This is a genomic window from Bacillus sp. Marseille-P3661 (genome assembly GCF_900240995.1).
In the GTDB taxonomy this organism is placed as follows: Bacteria; Bacillota; Bacilli; order Bacillales; family Bacillaceae_J; genus OESV01.
The window spans coordinates 771,498-789,481 of record NZ_LT965953.1 but is presented as its reverse complement, the minus strand read 5'-3'; the positions used below and the strand labels follow the sequence as shown (position 1 = coordinate 789,481).

Sequence of the window (17,984 nt, the reverse complement as noted above, 5' to 3'; positions counted from 1 at the left end):
TTACTTCGCTGCCTCCTCTTTCTTCTTTGTATAGTCACGTTTACGAGGTTTAATTAATGATACATCTACCTCTTTGTAAGAGAACTCAGGTGAGTTTGTTTTAGCATTATACGAAGCCATCGTATGCTTTAGGAATTGTTCATCGTTACGATCTGGGAATTCTGGCTTGTAATGTGCTCCACGACTTTCATTGCGGTGGTACGCACCTAATGTTATTACACGTGCAAGATTTAACATACCTCTTAATTGGCGTGTAAACATAACACCTTGGTTGCTCCACTTAGCTGTATCATTAATATTAATTTTTTTGTAACGCTCTTGTAATTCTTGAATTTTTTCATCGGTCTTAAGAAGCTTATCGTTATAACGAACAACAGTTACGTTGTCAGTCATCCATTCACCAAGCTCTTTATGAATAACATAAGCATTTTCCGTGCCATTCATAGCAGAAATCTCGCTATATTTGTCTTCTTCAGCTTTAAGTTGGCGTTCAAAAACAGACTCAGGTAAAGAATCTGTAGATTTTTCAAGACCTTGAGCATATTTCACAGCATTTGGACCTGCTACGCTACCACCGAAGATCGCTGAAAGTAATGAATTCGCACCTAATCGATTCGCACCATGTTGTGAGAAATCACACTCACCAGCAGCAAATAAACCAGGAATATTTGTCATTTGATTATAATCGACCCACATACCACCCATTGAATAGTGAACAGCTGGGAAGATTTGCATTGGAATCTTACGTGGATCATCACCTGTGAACTTCTCATAAATTTCAATGATTCCACCAAGTTTAATATCAAGTTCTTTCGGATCTTTGTGAGAAAGATCTAGATAAACTCTATTCTCACCATTTATACCAAGCTTTTGGTTTACGCACACATCGAAAATTTCACGTGTTGCGATATCACGTGGAACTAAGTTTCCGTATGCTGGATATTTTTCTTCAAGGAAATACCAAGGCTTACCATCTTTATAAGTCCAGATACGTCCACCTTCACCACGAGCAGATTCACTCATTAGTCGGTTCTTGTCATCTCCAGGAATCGCTGTTGGATGAATTTGAATGAATTCACCATTAGCATAAATAACACCTTGCTCATATGCAGCTGCTGCTACTGAACCAGTATTAATAACAGAGTTTGTTGTCTTACCAAAGATAATACCAGGACCACCAGTAGCAAGAATAACCGCGTCAGCTTTAAATGCTTTCATCTCGTGTGATGTTAAATCTTGTGCAACAACACCACGACAAACTTGATCGTCATCTAAAATAAGTGATAGCATGTCCCATCCTTCATATTTAGTAACAAGCCCTGCTACTTCATGACGACGTACTTGCTCATCTAGTGCATATAATAACTGTTGCCCTGTTGTAGCTCCAGCGAATGCTGTACGAGAATGCTGTGTTCCACCGAAGCGACGAAAATCTAGAAGTCCTTCTGGTGTACGGTTAAACATAACACCCATACGATCCAATAAATTGATAATGCCTGGTGCAGCGTCACACATCGCCTTTACCGGCGGTTGATCTGCAAGGAAGTCCCCCCCATATACAGTATCATCAAAGTGAATCCAAGGTGAGTCACCTTCACCTTTAGTATTTACAGCACCATTTATTCCGCCCTGAGCACAAACAGAGTGAGAACGCTTTACTGGTACAAGTGATAATAAATCTACATGAACGCCTGCTTCAGCAGCTTTAATGGTAGCCATTAAGCCAGCTAAACCTCCACCGACGATTACTAATTTTGTTTTACTCAAACTAACTCACTCCCGCTATATTTAATCCGTTTTATTTTAATACAAAACGGTTGTCTTACATATTGGCTAATTGTGGATCTAAGCTAAAAAAGCAAAGATAACTCGAATAAATGCAAATGATAACGCCACAAAAATTGCCATTGTCACATATGTCGAAATTTGTTGAGAACGAGGAGTTATTGTAATACCCCAACTAACAAGGAATGACCATAATCCATTTGCAAAATGGAAAGTAGTAGAAATGATACCAACAACATAAAATACTAACATTGCAGGATTACTTAAAATATTGTGCATCATGTCATAATCAACATGTGTTCCAAATGCAGCAGCTATACGAGTTTCCCAAACATGCCATACTATGAATATTAATGTTATAACGCCTGTAATACGTTGTAGGATAAACATCCAATTTCGAACATATCCAAACTTACTTACGTTATTTTTAGCAGTAAAAGCAATATAAAGTCCATAAACAGCATGATAAATAAGTGGTAAAAAGATTACAAATATTTCTAGTAAATATCGGAATGGTAAATTCCCCATTACATTTGCCGCAGCATTAAATGCTTCCGGGCTTTTTGTTACAAAGTTGTTAGTAATTAAATGACTCATTAAGAATACTCCAACTGGAATGATACCCAGCAAGGAATGGAGTCTTCGATTTAGAAACTCACGTTCTTTTGCCATTTTTGCCCCCCCTTTTAATATCTAACCTTATTTTTTTGGAACTCGTAATAGATGATAAGTACTTCTACCTCCCATATTTTATAAAACTAGATTTCCGAAGCCAAATATATATGTAGCTTCTTTGAATTCTTTGTGACAGTTTTATTGTACTCTCAACTATTTTTAACGTCAAGAATACGAAAACAATATTATTCAAAATTTCGACACATTGCATGATTTTATATGGTTTCTTTAAAAAATATTTATAAATATCTGTTGTTTGCCATAAATTGCTAAACTATTATAAAATATAACTATAGAAAGAAGGGATCTATTTGTTTAACAAAACCAAAAAATTAGCCATAGACGAAGCTTTAAGTAAAATGACTATACCTGCTTATGGCTATGAACTTATACGTGAAACATTGTTGAAAGACATTCTTGGGAAAGACTATAACTCAATCCTTTACTGGGGTGGTAAAAATCTAGCCCGAAAGAATCCTTTAAACTCAACTGCTGAACTAATTCAATTTTTTGAAGACTCAGGTTGGGGAGCATTAAGTATTGTTAAAGAGAGCACTAATGAGGTCATTTTCGAATTAACCAGTGAGTACATAGGAAATAGACTAATGCGATCAGAAGAATGTTCTTTCCAATTAGAAGCCGGTTTTCTAGCAGAACAAATCCAATTTCAAGTAAAACAGCAAGCTGAGGCATTAGAACAATTAAAAAGAAAACAAGGAATTGTAACCTTCATTATCCAGTGGAACTAAAAATTACAAATTAATTTCTAGAATAAACCTCTTGTTTATGTTAACCTATCCAATATAAAGGTTAACATAAACGAGGGGGAATTTTTTGTGGATTGGAAGATATTAGCCCAGGAAGTACTTAATGGAAAGGTTATCAACAATGATGAAGCACTTGGCATTTTAAATTGTTCTGATGATGAACTCTTACCACTATTAAATGGTGCATTTGAAATTAGAAAGCATTATTTTGGAAAAAAGGTAAAATTAAATATGATCATAAATGCCAAGTCTGGAGTATGTCCTGAAAACTGTGGATATTGTTCACAATCCTCAATATCAAAGGCACCGATAGACAAATATTATATGTTGGATCAAGACTCTTTGCTAAATGGCGCAGCTCAAGCTGCAAAACTAAATGCAGGAACATATTGTATTGTTGCAAGCGGGAGAGGCCCTACTGATCGGGAGCTTGATACTGTTGTAGATACAATTACTGAAATTAAACAAAGATATAACTTAAAGGTTTGTGCCTGCCTTGGCATTCTAAAACCTGAACAAGCACTGCGGCTTAAAGCTGCCGGGGTTGATAGATATAATCACAATATTAATACATCTGAAAGTCATCACAATCAAATTACTACTTCACATACATACGAAGATCGTGTGAATACCGTTAACACAATAAAGTACGCCGGAATTTCACCATGTTCAGGAGTAATTATCGGTATGAAAGAATCTAAAATCGATATCATTGAGATGGCAAGAAATCTAAAGGAACTCGATGCTGATTCTATCCCTGTTAACTTTTTACATGCGATTGATGGAACACCACTCGAAGGTACTAATGAATTAAATCCGCGTTATTGCTTAAAAGTTTTAGCGTTATTTCGATTTATGAATCCTTCTAAGGAGATAAGAATTTCAGGTGGACGAGAGGTTAACCTGAGGAGCTTACAGCCATTAGGATTGTATGCAGCCAATTCGATTTTTGTAGGAGACTATTTAACTACGAAAGGCGCTGAAAGTACATCAGATCATCGAATGTTAGAAGATTTAGGTTTTGAGGTGGACTTTGTAACTCCTGTTGCTGAGGGGTTATAATTTTTTTATACAGCATATAGAAAAGGTGTCAGAACCTATTCTTCTGACACCTTTTCATCTTCTTGCAGGTGATTTATTATATTTTCAGCTACATTAACTGGAATCCCTATATCAAGCAACTCGTCTAATGTCGTTTCTTTTAACTTCTTTAAAGATCCAAAATGCTTTAATAATTTCTTTTTACGTTGTTCACCGACACCTGGAATATCATCTAAAATAGACTTAAAAGCTGATTTTCCTCGCAACTGTCGATGAAAAGTAATCGCAAAGCGATGAACCTCATCCTGTATACGTTGTAACAAATAAAATTCCTGACTATTTCGGGACATCGGAACAATCTCTAACGGTTCACCATACAGAAGATCGGACGTACGATGCCGTTCATCTTTAGCTAACCCGCATAGCGGGATTGCTAAATTTAACTCATTCTCCAGCACATCTTTAACAGCCATAATATGTCCTTTACCTCCATCGATAATAATTAAATCAGGCAAAGGTAAATCTTCTTTAAGTAATCGCGAATATCGCCTTCTAGTTACCTCCCGCATTGATGCATAATCGTCAGGACCATCCACACTTTTAATTTTATATTTTCGATATTCCTTTTTTTCTGGCTTACCATCTACAAATACAATCATTGCTGATACTGGATCTGTTCCTTGAATATTTGAATTATCAAATGCTTCGATGCGGTGGGGAATACCTATTCCTAAATGTTTTCCTAAATTCTCAACAGCTTTAATTGTCCGCTCTTCATCCCTTTCAATTAAAGCAAACTTCTCTTTTAAAGTAATTTCTGCATTTTTAATAGCTAAATCTACTAATTCCTTCTTTTTTCCTTTTTTAGGTTGTATGATTGTTACCTCAGTTAGCTTTTCTGCATGCCCTGCATTTACAGACTCAGGTAGAAATATCTCCTTTGGTTTAATATGATTACTTTTTAAATAAAATTGACCTAAGAAAGTTAAAAAGTCTTCATCTGGTTCATTGTAAAAAGGAAAATAAGAAACGTCTCTTTCAATAAGTTTACCTTGTCTTACAAAGAATACTTGGACACACATCCAGCCTTTATCATAAGCATACCCAAAAATATCACGGTCAAGTAAGTCAGTAAGACTCATTTTCTGTTTTTCCATTACAGATTCAATATGTGTAATTTGATCTCTGTACTCTTTGGCTCTTTCAAAATCTAGATCATCTGAAGCTTTAAACATTTTTTCAGAAAGCTCTTTTTTTATATCCTGAAATCCACCATTAAGAAATTTAACGATAGAATCAACCATTTCTTTGTTAGTGACATCTGATACATCATTTACACAGGGTGCTAGACACTGTCCCATATGATAATACAAACAAACACGATCAGGTAGTGTTGAACACTTTCTTAATGGATAAAGGCGATCTAATAACTTCTTAGTTTCGTTGGCAGCTTGTACATTTGCATATGGTCCAAAGTATTTTCCTTTATCCTTTTTTACCTTTCGTGTTGTAATAAGTCGCGGATGTTTATCTGCGGTAATTTTGATATATGGATAACTTTTATCATCCTTTAACATGATGTTATACTTTGGGTCATATTTCTTAATTAAATTCATTTCTAAAATAAGTGCTTCTATATCAGAAGAAGTCACAATATATTCAAAATCGACTATTTCAGCTACAAGCCTTAATGTTTTACCGTCATGGGAACCGGTAAAGTATGACCTCACTCGGTTTTTTAATACCTTCGCTTTACCAACATAAATGATAGTATTATGTTTATCCTTCATTAAATAACAGCCAGGCTGATCAGGAAGTAGGGCCAATTTTTCTTTGAGATGGCTATTCATAGAAAAGCACCTCCTCTATAGACAAGTTTAATTTTAGTTGGCAACATGAAATGCATAGATCATTATACCATTTGGGGCACTGAAAAGGTCTTTACAGATGTAGGAAATTGATGTTTTTTTCATAAACAGGTTTAATTTTTTATCAAAAAACCTTTAAAACCGCAAAAAAATAAACCTGGGATTTTACGCCCAGGTCACTTTATATTAAAGGTGCTTATTAATAAGTCCAGCAAGTGCTTCTTTTGGTTGGAATCCAACCACTTGATCAACAACTTCACCGTTTTTAAATACTAATAAAGTTGGAATGCTCATTACACCATACTTTGCAGCTGTTTCTTGGTTTTCATCTACATCAAGCTTAACAATTTTCAATTGCTCCATTTCAGAATCTAATTCTTCCAAAACAGGAGCGATCATTTTACAAGGTCCACACCATGGTGCCCAGAAATCTGCTAATACAACACCTTCACCTGTTTCAGTTGCGAAATTTTGATCAGTTGCGTTTACGATAGCCATTAAAAGCCCTCCTCAAAACAATTATTAATTTTGTAAGAAAATTATACCACTAACAAATTGGAGAAGCGAAGCATTTGCTCCTTATTCAATATTCCCTGTTTTATTTGATGGATACACATAAAAATATACAACCTTTGACCTTCCCATAATTGAAAGTTATTAGGTAGCTTAAATGTAAAAAAAGCAGGCACCAACTAGGATCACCCGCATTAATACTTATATTATGCATTTACCTTAATTTTTTTAAATTCTTCTACTAATAAAGGTACAACTTCAAATAAATCACCAACAATTCCATAATCAGCAACATTGAAGATGTTAGCTTCTGGATCTTTATTAATGGCTACAATAACCCTTGAATTGGACATTCCCGCTAAATGTTGAATAGCACCAGATATACCGCATGCTATATATAAATCAGGTGTAACTACTTTCCCAGTCTGACCAATTTGTAAAGAGTAATCGCAATAATCTGCATCACAAGCTCCGCGTGAAGCACCGACTGCACCGCCAAGAACGTCAGCCAATTCCTTTAATGTATTAAAGCCTTCCTCGCTTTTTACACCACGGCCCCCAGCAACAATAACTTTTGCCTCAGACAAGTCAACACCTTCAGATGCTTTACGAACAACCTCTTTAATAATTGACTTTAAGTCCTTTATGTCCACATTTAAAGAAGAAACAGCACCTGTGCGAGACTCATCCTTTTCAAGTGGAGCAATATTATTGGGACGGATAGTTGCAAAGATAATTCCATCCGTTACAATTTTCTTTTCAAATGCTTTGCCTGAATATAGCGGTCTAGTAAATACAGTATTTCCTCCAGTTACTTCAATATTTATGCAATCGGAGATTAATCCTGACTGCAGTTTAGCTGCAATTTTTGGAGATAAATCTTTACCTAATGCTGTATGACCCATTATAATACCTTCAGGTTTTTCAGCGTCAATTACAGCCAATAATGCCTGTGAATATGCATCAGGAGTATAATTTTCCAATTTTTCATTTTCAAGTGTAATAACACGATCTGCACCATAGTGAATCATGTTATTTGCAACGCTAGAAACTGATTGTCCAATTAAAACTGCTACGACTTCTCCGCCTTCAGCAACTAGCTTCCCCGCAGCAATTGCCTCGTACGACACATTTCGTAATCCACCATCACGGATCTCACCTAATACAACAATTTTTTTAGACATTATTTTTCCCCCCGTCTATAATACTTTTGCTTCTGTTTGTAGTAATTTCACTAATTCTATTACTTGCTCTCCAATTTCACCATCCAATACTTTACCCGCTTCCTTCTTTGGAGGTAAGTAGATTTCAAGTGTCTTAGTTTTAGGTTCCACTTCCTCTACTTCTAACTCTAAGTCATCTAACTCTATTTCATCCAAAGGCTTTTTCTTAGCCTTCATAATACCTGGTAATGATGGATAGCGCGGCTCATTTAACCCTTGCTGTGCTGTTACAAGCAATGGTAGTGTGGTTTCAATTACTTCATTATCTCCTTCAACATCCCGAACAACAGTTGCAGTTTGACCGTCAATGTCGATCTTCGTAATTGTTGTTACATAATTAATATTTAATAACTCCGCTAAACGTGGACCTACCTGACCAGAACCCCCATCAATCGCTACATTTCCACCTAATATAATATCGTATTCCTTTTCTTTAAAGTATTCAGATAATATTTTAGATGTTGTATATTGGTCGCCAGTTTCAATATGATCTTCAGTATTGATTAACACTGCTTTATCTGCTCCCATGGCTAACGCAGTACGAAGTTCTTTTTCTGAATCGTTATTACCAATCGTAACAACGGTTACCTCCCCACCGTGTTTATCCTTTAATTGAATTGCTTCTTCAATTGCATATTCATCGTATGGATTAATAATAAACTCAGCACCGTCTTCATTAATTTGGCCGTTCGTAAGAGTGATTTTTTCTTCTGTGTCAAACGTTCTTTTCATAATAACAAAAATATTCATTTATGAACCCTCCCTATTTAATTGGTATAAATAAAAACCTGAGCGTTCGCTCAACATTAAATTACATTTATTATTTACCTTCCTTTGAAATCAGGAACTCGTTTTTCTAAAAAAGCGCTTATACCTTCTTTTGCATCTGCTGTTATAAACACTTCCCCAAATAACTCTGCTTCCCTGTTTACACCCTGCTCAAAGGATTGGCTTTTTGAAAACTGAAGTAATTCAATTGTTGCTTTTAAGGAATTTGGACTTTTCGCAGCTATTTTATTTGCTATTTTAGCAGCTTCCTCAAATAAACTTTCTTCACTAAACACTTTATTGACTAGTCCTACGGCGGCCGCTTCCTTACCGGAAATAGGGTCTGATGTAAACATCATTTCAGCAGCTTTGGGATTTCCGACAAGCCTTGGCAATCTTTGAGTACCAGCAAATCCTGGGATGATCCCAAGCTGCAGCTCTGGCAGGCCTAATTTTGCATTCTCACCTGCAATGCGAATATGGCAGCTCATGGCTAGCTCTAAGCCACCACCCAAAGCCGCACCATGAATCACAGCAATGATAGGTTTTGAAAAGTTTTCAATCCTATCAAACAATTGTTGACCAGTTTTCGCTAATTTGGAAAAACCCTCACTTGTTTGAATAGTGGTGAACTCTTTAATATCGGCACCAGCAGAGAAAAATTTCCCTTCTCCTCTAAGTAAAAGAACGCGAACATCATCATTCTTTTCCAGTTCATCTAAGACAGTTGAAAGCTCTTTCAAAACAACAGTAGCTAATGCATTTGCAGGCGGTCTATTTAATATTATCGTTGCTACTCTTTGATCTACTTCTATAGTAAAAAAAACCATCAAATCCCTCCCCCAAGTTAACAATATGCAACACCTTGTCCAAAAATACTAATTTCTTAAGATTTACCACCAATACCATTAATTATTAAATGCTGAATTGAATGAATAGATTGTCTTAAATCATATTTTTGTTCATTCATTACCCAGCTTGTTACTACTTCATCTAGCGTCCCAAACACCATTTGCCTTGCTATACGAACATCTAAGTCTTTATTAAAGACACCATCTTCTATACCTTCATACAGGACTTGATCGATAATTTTTATATATTTTTTTAAAACAAAACTAATCTGTTTCCGAAGGTCCTTATTTGATTGTCTTAATTCTATTTGGGTAACAACAGCTAGATGTGGATCATCAACAAATTGACAAAGATGCATTTCAACCAATGCTAATAACTTCTCTTCTGAATTTGATTTCCCTGCAATCACCTCTTCGATTTTTTCAATAAGTTGACCTACTCGCTCCTCAAATAAAGAAATCAGGATATCTTCTTTACTTTTAAAATATAAATAGATTGTCCCATCGGCAACACCAGCTTGCTTAGCAATTTTAGATACTTGTGCGTGATGGTATCCGTTTTCGGCAATAACGATAACGGCAGCATCAAGGATTTGGTTGTATTTAGGATTTTCTTTCCTCATGTTGTTCTCCTTTTATAAAACAATGAATGACCATTCATTCTTTAAGATTTATATTAAAACAATTATTAAAAATTGTCAATATTTACACAATTCTAAATGGAATATTTTATACAGACTGAACAAACGCAAACAGTGCGAATGTTCAGCCCGTTTGACTATAACTGATTTTTTGCTTCATCAATTAATACACGTCGTAAAATTTTACCTACTGCTGTTTTTGGAAGTTCTTTTCTAAATTCGATCACTTTCGGGATTTTGTAGGCTGCTAAATAGTTACGACAATGTTGTTCGATATCGTCCTCAGTCACTATTGCCCCTTCTTTTAATACAATAACAGCTTTGACAGTTTCGCCGCGATAGGGATCAGGTATTCCAACTACTACAGCTTCCTGTATGGATACGTGTTCATACAATACTTCTTCAATTTCACGTGGATAGATGTTAAATCCACCGGCAATTATTAAATCCTTTTTTCGATCAACCACATAAAAAAATCCATTCTCATCCATATAACCAAGGTCTCCAGTTAATAACCATTCTTCACCATAAAAACAAGCTGCTGTTTCATCTTTACGATTCCAGTACCCTTTCATAATCTGTGGTCCTTTCACCACAATTTCTCCAATTTCGTTAGGTTCTGCTGGACCGTTTTTTTCCGTTGATAAAATAAATGCATCAGTATCAGGCCACGGAACACCTATACTTCCTTTCGGGCGTGGTACATCCCATAAAAAGTTGGCGTGTGTAACAGGTGACGCTTCTGTTAATCCATACCCTTCAACTAACTTACCACCCGTTACCGTTTCAAACTTTTCCTGAATTTCAAGCGGTAGCGGTGCAGATCCACTTAGACAAGTATTGATAGAGGCAAGATCATAATCTTTAATGTTAGAATGATTCAATAAAGCTATAAAAATAGTTGGAGCACCAGGGAAGATAGTAGGTTTTAATTTTGCAATTGTTTTTAAAGTCTCCTCTGCATCAAACTTAGGTAATAAAATCATTGTTGAAGTAAACATAATAGAAAAATTCATCACACATGTCATTCCAAATACATGAAAGAATGGAAGAATTCCTAGAATGCGTTCCTCTCCTTCCTTCATTTTATACATCCATTTCAAGCACATTGTAGTATTTGCAACTAAGTTTAGATGTGTTAGCATAACGCCTTTAGCCTGACCTGTTGTACCGCCGGTATATTGTAATAGTGCTATATCTTCTTTAGGGGATATATCGAGTGGAATTTTATCTGAAGTGCTTGTTGACAGAGCATTCTTAAATAAATGTGTAGTTGGACCTTCCGAAATTTCAACTTTAATTCCGTGTTTCTTTTTTTGAATAAATGGATAGATTAAATTTTTTGGAAATGGCAAGTAATCACTTATTGTTGTCACAATAATATGTTCTAACCTTGTAATCGTTTTCACTTTTGAAACTTTTGGAAAAAGTAGATCCAAGCAGACTATCCATTTCGAACCAGAATCATCAATTTGATATTGGAGTTCTCTTTCAGTATACATTGGGTTTGTTTGAACAACAATCCCACCTGCCATTAGTATTCCATAATAACTGATGACAGATTGCGGGCAGTTAGGCAGCATAATCGACACTCGATCACCTTTTTGGACACCTAAAGATTTTAAGAAGTTGGCAAACTTTAAAGAGGATTCATATAACTCTTTATATGTTAGTTCTTTACCCAGAAAATGAATGGCTTTTTTGTGTGGTACAGTTTTCATCGCTTTTTCCAAAAAGTATTGGAGAGGTTTAATTTCATAATCAATGTTCGCAGGGATTTCAACTGGATAATGGGATAACCACTTTTTTTCTAACATTACATCCATTTTTCTCCCCCTATTCTTAGCTGTTTATATTAAATATATTACGTTAGTTATATTATAAGTAGTAATTTTATTATTTTAATATTTTTATTATGAAATTGGCTAATTTCCCCGAAATTAAACCGAGCAAACATGATATAAAGAAATACTATATGCGCTCCTATATATAATAAAAAAACGCACAGTGAATTTCGAATCCAAATACCGTGCGTTTCTCTTTGATATTTAATTGATTGCACCCCTGAATTGACCTTATTTAACATACTGCATACTTATTTTTTCTTATGCATTAAAAACCCAATAAAATACTCCGATGATAAGAAACAAACCACATACAACCATTAGTACTTTCGCGAGTGTTTCCAATACATCTCAACTCCAATCTTCAGGAACCAATGCTGGCTCCGATCACATAAGATAAACCGACCGATATAATTAGTGATATAAGACCTACTGCTCGATTTCCTTTTTCGATCTCATCATCAATACCAAACTTAGGTGTTAAAAATTCAAATATAAAATAGCCAATTAATAAAAGAACAAATCCAAATAATCCCCAACCCATCATCGTGATTATAGAATCATTATTTTCAATTGAATATCTAAATATATTTGCAATGCCAAATATTTTTCCACCTGTTGCCAACGCAACGGCGATATTCCCTTTTTGAATTTCTTCCCAATTTCGATATTTAGTAACAAACTCAAAAATAGTTAAAAATATAATTAAGGATAACACCGCTACACTGTAGTAAGCAGCTGTTTGGGTAAAGCTATTTTCCCAAAAACTATTCATGTAATCCTCTCCCATATCCAAAAGGGCCAACCCTTTTTTTATCAATTTCTTTCCAATGATTGAAACTGAAAATTATTCCATTACTTTAACTCAACTACTGTTATACCACTACCGCCTTCAGCCATTCCTCCAAGTCTATACCCCTTAACATGACGATGTGATTTTAAAAAGTCATGTACACCTTTTCGTAGTGCACCCGTCCCTTTTCCGTGGATAATTGATACAGACGGATAGCCTGCGAGCAGTGCATCGTCAACATATTTCTCAACTCTTAAAACAGCATTCTCGAACCGTTCACCACGTAAATCTAATTCCGGTTTAACGTGATGTTCAGAGCCGCGAATTGTTGCTAATGGTTTTGTTTCTACTGGAGCGGGGCGACTTATATACTCTAAATCTTTTTCTTTCACTTTCATTTTTAAAATTCCAATTTGAACTTGATACTCGGTATCGCTCACTTTTTCGATAATGTGTCCTCGTTGCTCTAGGCTTATAACTTTAACTTCATCACCTGGAAGTAATGCTTGCTTTACCTTTTTCTTCTGAACAGCTTGTTTATTTTTTTGCAAGGTTGGTTGTGCCTCTTCAAGGCGCTTTCTAGCATCAATGAGTTCATGCTCCTTAATTGTAGAATGGGCATCATTTTTCATTTTCCTAAGCTGACGGATAATTTCTTCGGCCTCGGCTTTAGAACTTTCAATCGCTTCCCTTGCTTTTTCTTCAGCTTGCGCAAGCAATGCATTACGTTCTTCATTTAAAGCAATAATTTGTTTTTGTAATTCCTCGTGGAGTTTTTCAGCGTCTTTGCGAATAGATTCCGCATCATGCCATTCACTTTCAGCTCTTTTTTGCGTTTCTTCTAATGACGCAATCATATTTTCGACCTTGTTCGTTTCAGAACTTACAAATCCTTTAGCCCTTTCGATGACCTGTTGACTTAAACCAAGTCTGCTCGATATTTCAAAGGCATTACTTCTCCCTGGTACTCCTAATAATAATCGATAAGTTGGGCTTAAGGTTTCAACATCAAATTCAACGCTTGCATTTATAACACCATCCCGATTATAACCATATGCTTTTAGCTCTGGATAATGAGTTGTTGCCACCACTGTGGCACCACGATTATAAACATCATCTAAAATTGCAATTGCTAGTGCTGCACCTTCTTGTGGATCTGTTCCAGCGCCTAGTTCGTCGAATAATACTAAACTTTTGTGATCTACACGTTTAAGTATTTCTACAATATTAGTCATATGGGATGAAAATGTACTTAAACTTTGTTCAATCGATTGTTCATCACCAATATCTGCATAAATTGCAGAAAACACTGCGATTTCCGATCCATCTTGGGCTGGAACAGGTAAACCTGCTTGTGCCATTAATGTTAATAAGCCTAGTGTTTTTAATGTAACTGTTTTACCACCGGTATTAGGACCAGTTATAACTATCGACGAATAATCTTCACCTAAAATAATATCATTGGGTACAACTTCATCATTACTAATCAACGGATGTCTAGCTTTTAAAAGACGTATTTGCCCATTTTCATTCACCTTTGGTTTTGAAGCTTTTATTTTATGACCATAGGACGCTTTGGCAAACATGAAATCTATTTCAGCTAATACTTTCACATTATGTAACATTGGCTCTGCACTCTCTGCTACAAAACCAGATAACTCTTGTAAGATCCTCTCAACCTCTTGTTTCTCATTCACTCTAGCTTCCTGTAGTTGATTGTTCAATTGCACAACAGCCTGTGGTTCGATAAACAAAGTCGCACCAGATGCAGATTGATCATGAACAATCCCACCATATGCACTGCGGTACTCTTGCTTTACTGGAATTACAAAACGATCATTACGGATCGTAATAATTGCATCTGAAAGCATTTTTTGTGCCGAGGATGATCTAGTCATACTATCAAGCTTTTCCCGTATTCTTGACTCGGCAGAACGCAGTGCCTGTCTAATTCCTCTCAATTTGTCACTTGCACCATCCATGACATGTCCATGATCATCTATACAGTTTCGGATTTTCCGTTCAAGCTCAGTCAAGGGGACAATCTGATCGATATAATCTTTTAAAATAGGCAATTGATGTTCTTCCTCTAGCATTAGCTCAATAAATTGCTTTATTTGACGACCTCCATAGATCGTACTTGCTATATCTAATAAATCGTGGGCCGCTAAAGCGCCCCCAATTTGAGCCCGTTTAAGACTATGGCGAACATCAAAAATACCGCCTAATGGAACCTGTCCTTTTAATCGGAGAACCAATGATGCTTCGTCTGTTTCCTCTAACAGTTTAACTACTTCAACATAATCATATGAAGGTTCTAGCTTTTCAACTTTCTCTTTACCAAGTGATGAAGCTGCATGGTGCACTAACAGTTCTTTAATTTTCTCAAATTCGAGAACCTTTGATATATGTCTTAACAAAGGCAGCGCCCCCTTTTACTTTCAAATTAGGCTTATTAGTGATGTCTCTTTAAAAATGCTTTTAATTGATTTATATCAAATGTATTCAAAATACTTTCTTTCTTAATCCAGCCACGGCGTGCAGTTGCAACACCTAACTGCATATCCTCGAGCATGTCAATGCGATGCGCATCAGTGTTAATGACGAGTTTAACACCTGCATCTTGGGCTTTCCTCATCCATTCTGCTGATAAATCTAATCGATATGGATTTGCATTGCATTCCAAGGCCGTATTCGTTCGTTTAGCTACTTCGATTAAAAGCTCTAGGTCGACATCATATCCTTCCCGTTTACCAATGATCCTTCCAGTAGGATGTGCAATAATATCGACATGATGACTTTCTAATGCATTTATCAACCGTTTCATTATCTTTTCCCGGTCCTGTGAAAAACTTGAATGAATGGCCGCGATAACAATGTCCATATCTTTTAGTAGTTCATCATCATAGTCCAACGTTGCATCTGGTAAAATATCCATCTCAACTCCTGCCAAGACTGTAATATCATCATATAAATCATTCAAACGATCTATCTCTTGGCGTTGTTCACGTAACCTTTTCGCTGTAAGTCCATTGGCTACCTTCAAATATTGAGAATGATCCGTAATAGCTATATAGGCATAGCCTTTCTTCCGAGCAGCTTCAACCATTTCTTGAATAGAATAAGCACCATCACTCCAAGTTGTGTGCATATGCAAATCACCTTTGATATCAGCTACATTCAAAACTTCTATTTCATGCTGAAAGGCATCGACTTCACCTTGGTCTTCACGCATTTCAGGCGGTATAAATTGTAATCCAAAATGCTTGAAAAATTCAGTTTCTGAATCAAAATATAAAACTTCACCTGTTTCAATGATTTCAACACCATATTCGCTAATTTTTTCACCACGTTCTTTCGCTAACTGCCGCATTTTTACATTATGTTCTTTTGAGCCTGTAAAGTGGTGTAATGTCGTAGCAAAGCTTTTAGGTTCAACCAGACGAAAATCTATAGAAACATCATATTCATATTTTAAAACAACTGAAACCTTTGTATCCCCACTAGCTATAACTTCTGAAATCCGATCAAGCTTTAAAAGCTGTTCACGTACAGCATGAGCTTCAGTCGTTGCAATAATAAAATCTAAATCTTTAATTGTTTCCTTCATTCTCCTTAAACTTCCCGCACGTGAAAATTGTAAAATATGTTCCATATTACTGAGCTGTGTTTCAATGTCTGCTGCAATTGGAAGCATGAACCAAATAGGTAAACGTTCAGGACGATTTCCGACATCCTCAATCGCCGCTAAAATTTTTTCTTCTGTTTTCTTCCCGAAGCCCGCTAAACCTTGAACCTTATTTTCTAAACAATTTTGTTTCAAGGATTCAATATCAGTCACATCCAGCTCCTGATAAAGCTTTGCAATCTTTTTTCCACCAAGTCCTGGCAAATTTAACAACGCTAACAGCCCTTTTGGTACTTGTTCTATTAATTCCTGAAGAACATTTGACTGTCCAGTCGTTAACAATTCTTCAATAACAGCTGCAGTTCCTTTTCCAATTCCTTTTAACTTAGAAACATCCTCAATATCTGTTATGCTTCGGTCATCCGCTTCAAGCGCGGCAGCAGCTTTTCGATAAGCTGATATTTTAAATGGATTTTCTCCTTTTATTTCCAAATAAACCGCAATAGTTTCTAGTGTTTTAATAATATCTTTTTTATTAATTTCCATAAGAAAGACCCTACCTTAAAAAATTATGTAATATATGATTTGACAGATCGAATTCATGGTCACTCACAAACTACAAACCTCCATGCATTTTACATGGAGGATCCTGGAAAGAATTTATCAGGTTAAGCTGTCAAACCACAGTGCCTTGATTTTCCCTGAAACAATCGGTGTATGTTCAACAATACCTCTTGCCAAAATAGATTCGTTCAGGATGGACTGAACGAATTCTAATGGAGTCAGTGCCCCTAGATGTAATAGAATAAAGATTACTAGGTAGACTTCCACAAAGCCTAGCGCACCACCAAACCAGCCATTAATAGTCCTTAATATCGGCAAATCCGCTAAAAAGTCAAGCATGGATCCCACAATATGTAATACAATTTTAGTACCAAAAAAAAGAATTGCAAAAGCGATCGCCCGATAATATGCTTTTTCTAAATTGAAGGTCTCAAAAAACAATGAAAAAGCACTATTTTCAGACGGAGTTGGAAATGGAATCCAAAGCTTTAAATGTGGTGCTATATCGTCAAAGTATAAATAAGCTACAATATATGCGGCTATAAATCCTGCAAAATATATGATTTGTAGTACAAAACCACGTCGAAAACCGATGAAAAAACCTAAAACAAGGATAAAAAGTAAAATTAAGTCAATCATTTTCCGTTTCTTCCTCTTCCTTTGCTAGTTTCTTCAATAATATTTGATATTCCTTGGTCAAATCATCATATTCATTTTGTAATTTCAGAAAATCATTTACAATATTAAGGGCCGTCAATACTGCAAGCTTACTAGTATCTAAATATGGATTAGCATCATTAATTTCTCTCATCTTTTCATCAACCATGTTTGAAACTTTTCGGATATGACTTGAGTTTTCATCACCAACTATTGTATAGTGTTGACCGTATATCTCAACTGAAATCCGTTTTTTGTTTTGCCCAGACACCTAGATAGGCCCCCAATCAACATAAAGTGAAACTTACCAGCAATAGGGGGTATTATCCCCTCAATCAATATCATACGGAATTTTCTAGTTATCAT

Annotated in this window: 16 protein-coding genes; 2 read left to right on the top strand and 14 right to left on the bottom strand. The window is 35.8% G+C overall.

The genetic code is table 11. The features are described from left to right. Complete coding sequence (gene sdhA / locus C1724_RS03545) at window positions 1–1,767, bottom strand: succinate dehydrogenase flavoprotein subunit (protein ID WP_102345349.1); 1,767 nt, start codon at window positions 1,765–1,767, stop codon at window positions 1–3. 78 nt (window positions 1,768–1,845) lie between these two features. After that, on the bottom strand, window positions 1,846–2,457 hold the full coding sequence (locus tag C1724_RS03540; RefSeq protein WP_102345348.1) for a succinate dehydrogenase cytochrome b558 subunit: 612 nt from the start codon (window positions 2,455–2,457) through the stop codon (window positions 1,846–1,848). A 314-nt stretch (window positions 2,458–2,771) separates the two neighbouring features. Here C1724_RS03540 and C1724_RS03535 point away from each other — a divergent pair, with 314 nt between their 5' ends. Next, window positions 2,772–3,209, top strand: coding sequence for a YslB family protein (locus tag C1724_RS03535; RefSeq protein WP_258000272.1), 438 nt, complete (start codon window positions 2,772–2,774; stop codon window positions 3,207–3,209). 87 nt (window positions 3,210–3,296) lie between these two features. Beyond that, the gene (gene bioB / locus C1724_RS03530) at window positions 3,297–4,289 is read left to right on the top strand and encodes a biotin synthase BioB (RefSeq protein WP_102345347.1); all 993 of its coding nucleotides are present in this window, start codon (window positions 3,297–3,299) and stop codon (window positions 4,287–4,289) included. Between the two features lie 35 nt (window positions 4,290–4,324). On the opposite strand, the gene uvrC is transcribed toward bioB, so the two are convergent. The 12 genes from uvrC to zapA form a co-directional block, all read right to left on the bottom strand. Then, complete coding sequence (uvrC, locus tag C1724_RS03525) at window positions 4,325–6,118, bottom strand: excinuclease ABC subunit UvrC (protein ID WP_102345346.1); 1,794 nt, start codon at window positions 6,116–6,118, stop codon at window positions 4,325–4,327. A 204-nt stretch (window positions 6,119–6,322) separates the two neighbouring features. Continuing rightward, window positions 6,323–6,634 carry a thioredoxin gene (trxA, locus tag C1724_RS03520; protein ID WP_102345345.1) on the bottom strand — a complete coding sequence of 104 codons (312 nt, stop codon included), beginning with the start codon at window positions 6,632–6,634 and terminating at the stop codon, window positions 6,323–6,325. Between the two features lie 221 nt (window positions 6,635–6,855). Next, entirely contained in the window at window positions 6,856–7,833 is a 978-nt protein-coding gene (locus C1724_RS03515; protein WP_102345344.1) for an electron transfer flavoprotein subunit alpha/FixB family protein, read from the bottom strand. A gap of 15 nt (window positions 7,834–7,848) precedes the next feature. Beyond that, window positions 7,849–8,622 carry an electron transfer flavoprotein subunit beta/FixA family protein gene (locus C1724_RS03510; RefSeq protein ID WP_102345343.1) on the bottom strand — a complete coding sequence of 258 codons (774 nt, stop codon included), beginning with the start codon at window positions 8,620–8,622 and terminating at the stop codon, window positions 7,849–7,851. Between the two features lie 74 nt (window positions 8,623–8,696). Then, window positions 8,697–9,470 carry an enoyl-CoA hydratase gene (locus C1724_RS03505; RefSeq protein WP_102345342.1) on the bottom strand — a complete coding sequence of 258 codons (774 nt, stop codon included), beginning with the start codon at window positions 9,468–9,470 and terminating at the stop codon, window positions 8,697–8,699. 56 nt (window positions 9,471–9,526) lie between these two features. Then, the gene (locus C1724_RS03500) at window positions 9,527–10,114 is read right to left on the bottom strand and encodes a TetR/AcrR family transcriptional regulator (protein ID WP_102345341.1); all 588 of its coding nucleotides are present in this window, start codon (window positions 10,112–10,114) and stop codon (window positions 9,527–9,529) included. Between the two features lie 155 nt (window positions 10,115–10,269). After that, the gene (locus tag C1724_RS03495) at window positions 10,270–11,958 is read right to left on the bottom strand and encodes an AMP-binding protein (protein ID WP_102345340.1); all 1,689 of its coding nucleotides are present in this window, start codon (window positions 11,956–11,958) and stop codon (window positions 10,270–10,272) included. Window positions 11,959–12,340: 382 nt separating this feature from the next. Then, window positions 12,341–12,751, bottom strand: coding sequence for a DUF350 domain-containing protein (locus tag C1724_RS03490; RefSeq protein WP_102345339.1), 411 nt, complete (start codon window positions 12,749–12,751; stop codon window positions 12,341–12,343). 80 nt (window positions 12,752–12,831) lie between these two features. Next, on the bottom strand, window positions 12,832–15,189 hold the full coding sequence (locus C1724_RS03485; RefSeq protein ID WP_102345338.1) for an endonuclease MutS2: 2,358 nt from the start codon (window positions 15,187–15,189) through the stop codon (window positions 12,832–12,834). Between the two features lie 35 nt (window positions 15,190–15,224). Further along, the gene (gene polX / locus C1724_RS03480) at window positions 15,225–16,943 is read right to left on the bottom strand and encodes a DNA polymerase/3'-5' exonuclease PolX (RefSeq protein ID WP_102345337.1); all 1,719 of its coding nucleotides are present in this window, start codon (window positions 16,941–16,943) and stop codon (window positions 15,225–15,227) included. 117 nt (window positions 16,944–17,060) lie between these two features. Then, entirely contained in the window at window positions 17,061–17,600 is a 540-nt protein-coding gene (locus tag C1724_RS03475) for a CvpA family protein (RefSeq protein WP_102345336.1), read from the bottom strand. Further along, a complete protein-coding gene (gene zapA / locus C1724_RS03470; RefSeq protein ID WP_102345335.1) occupies window positions 17,593–17,889 on the bottom strand; it encodes a cell division protein ZapA in 297 nt (98 codons plus the stop codon). Before zapA ends, C1724_RS03475 begins: the two co-directional genes overlap by 8 nt. Window positions 17,890–17,984 lie beyond the last annotated feature (95 nt).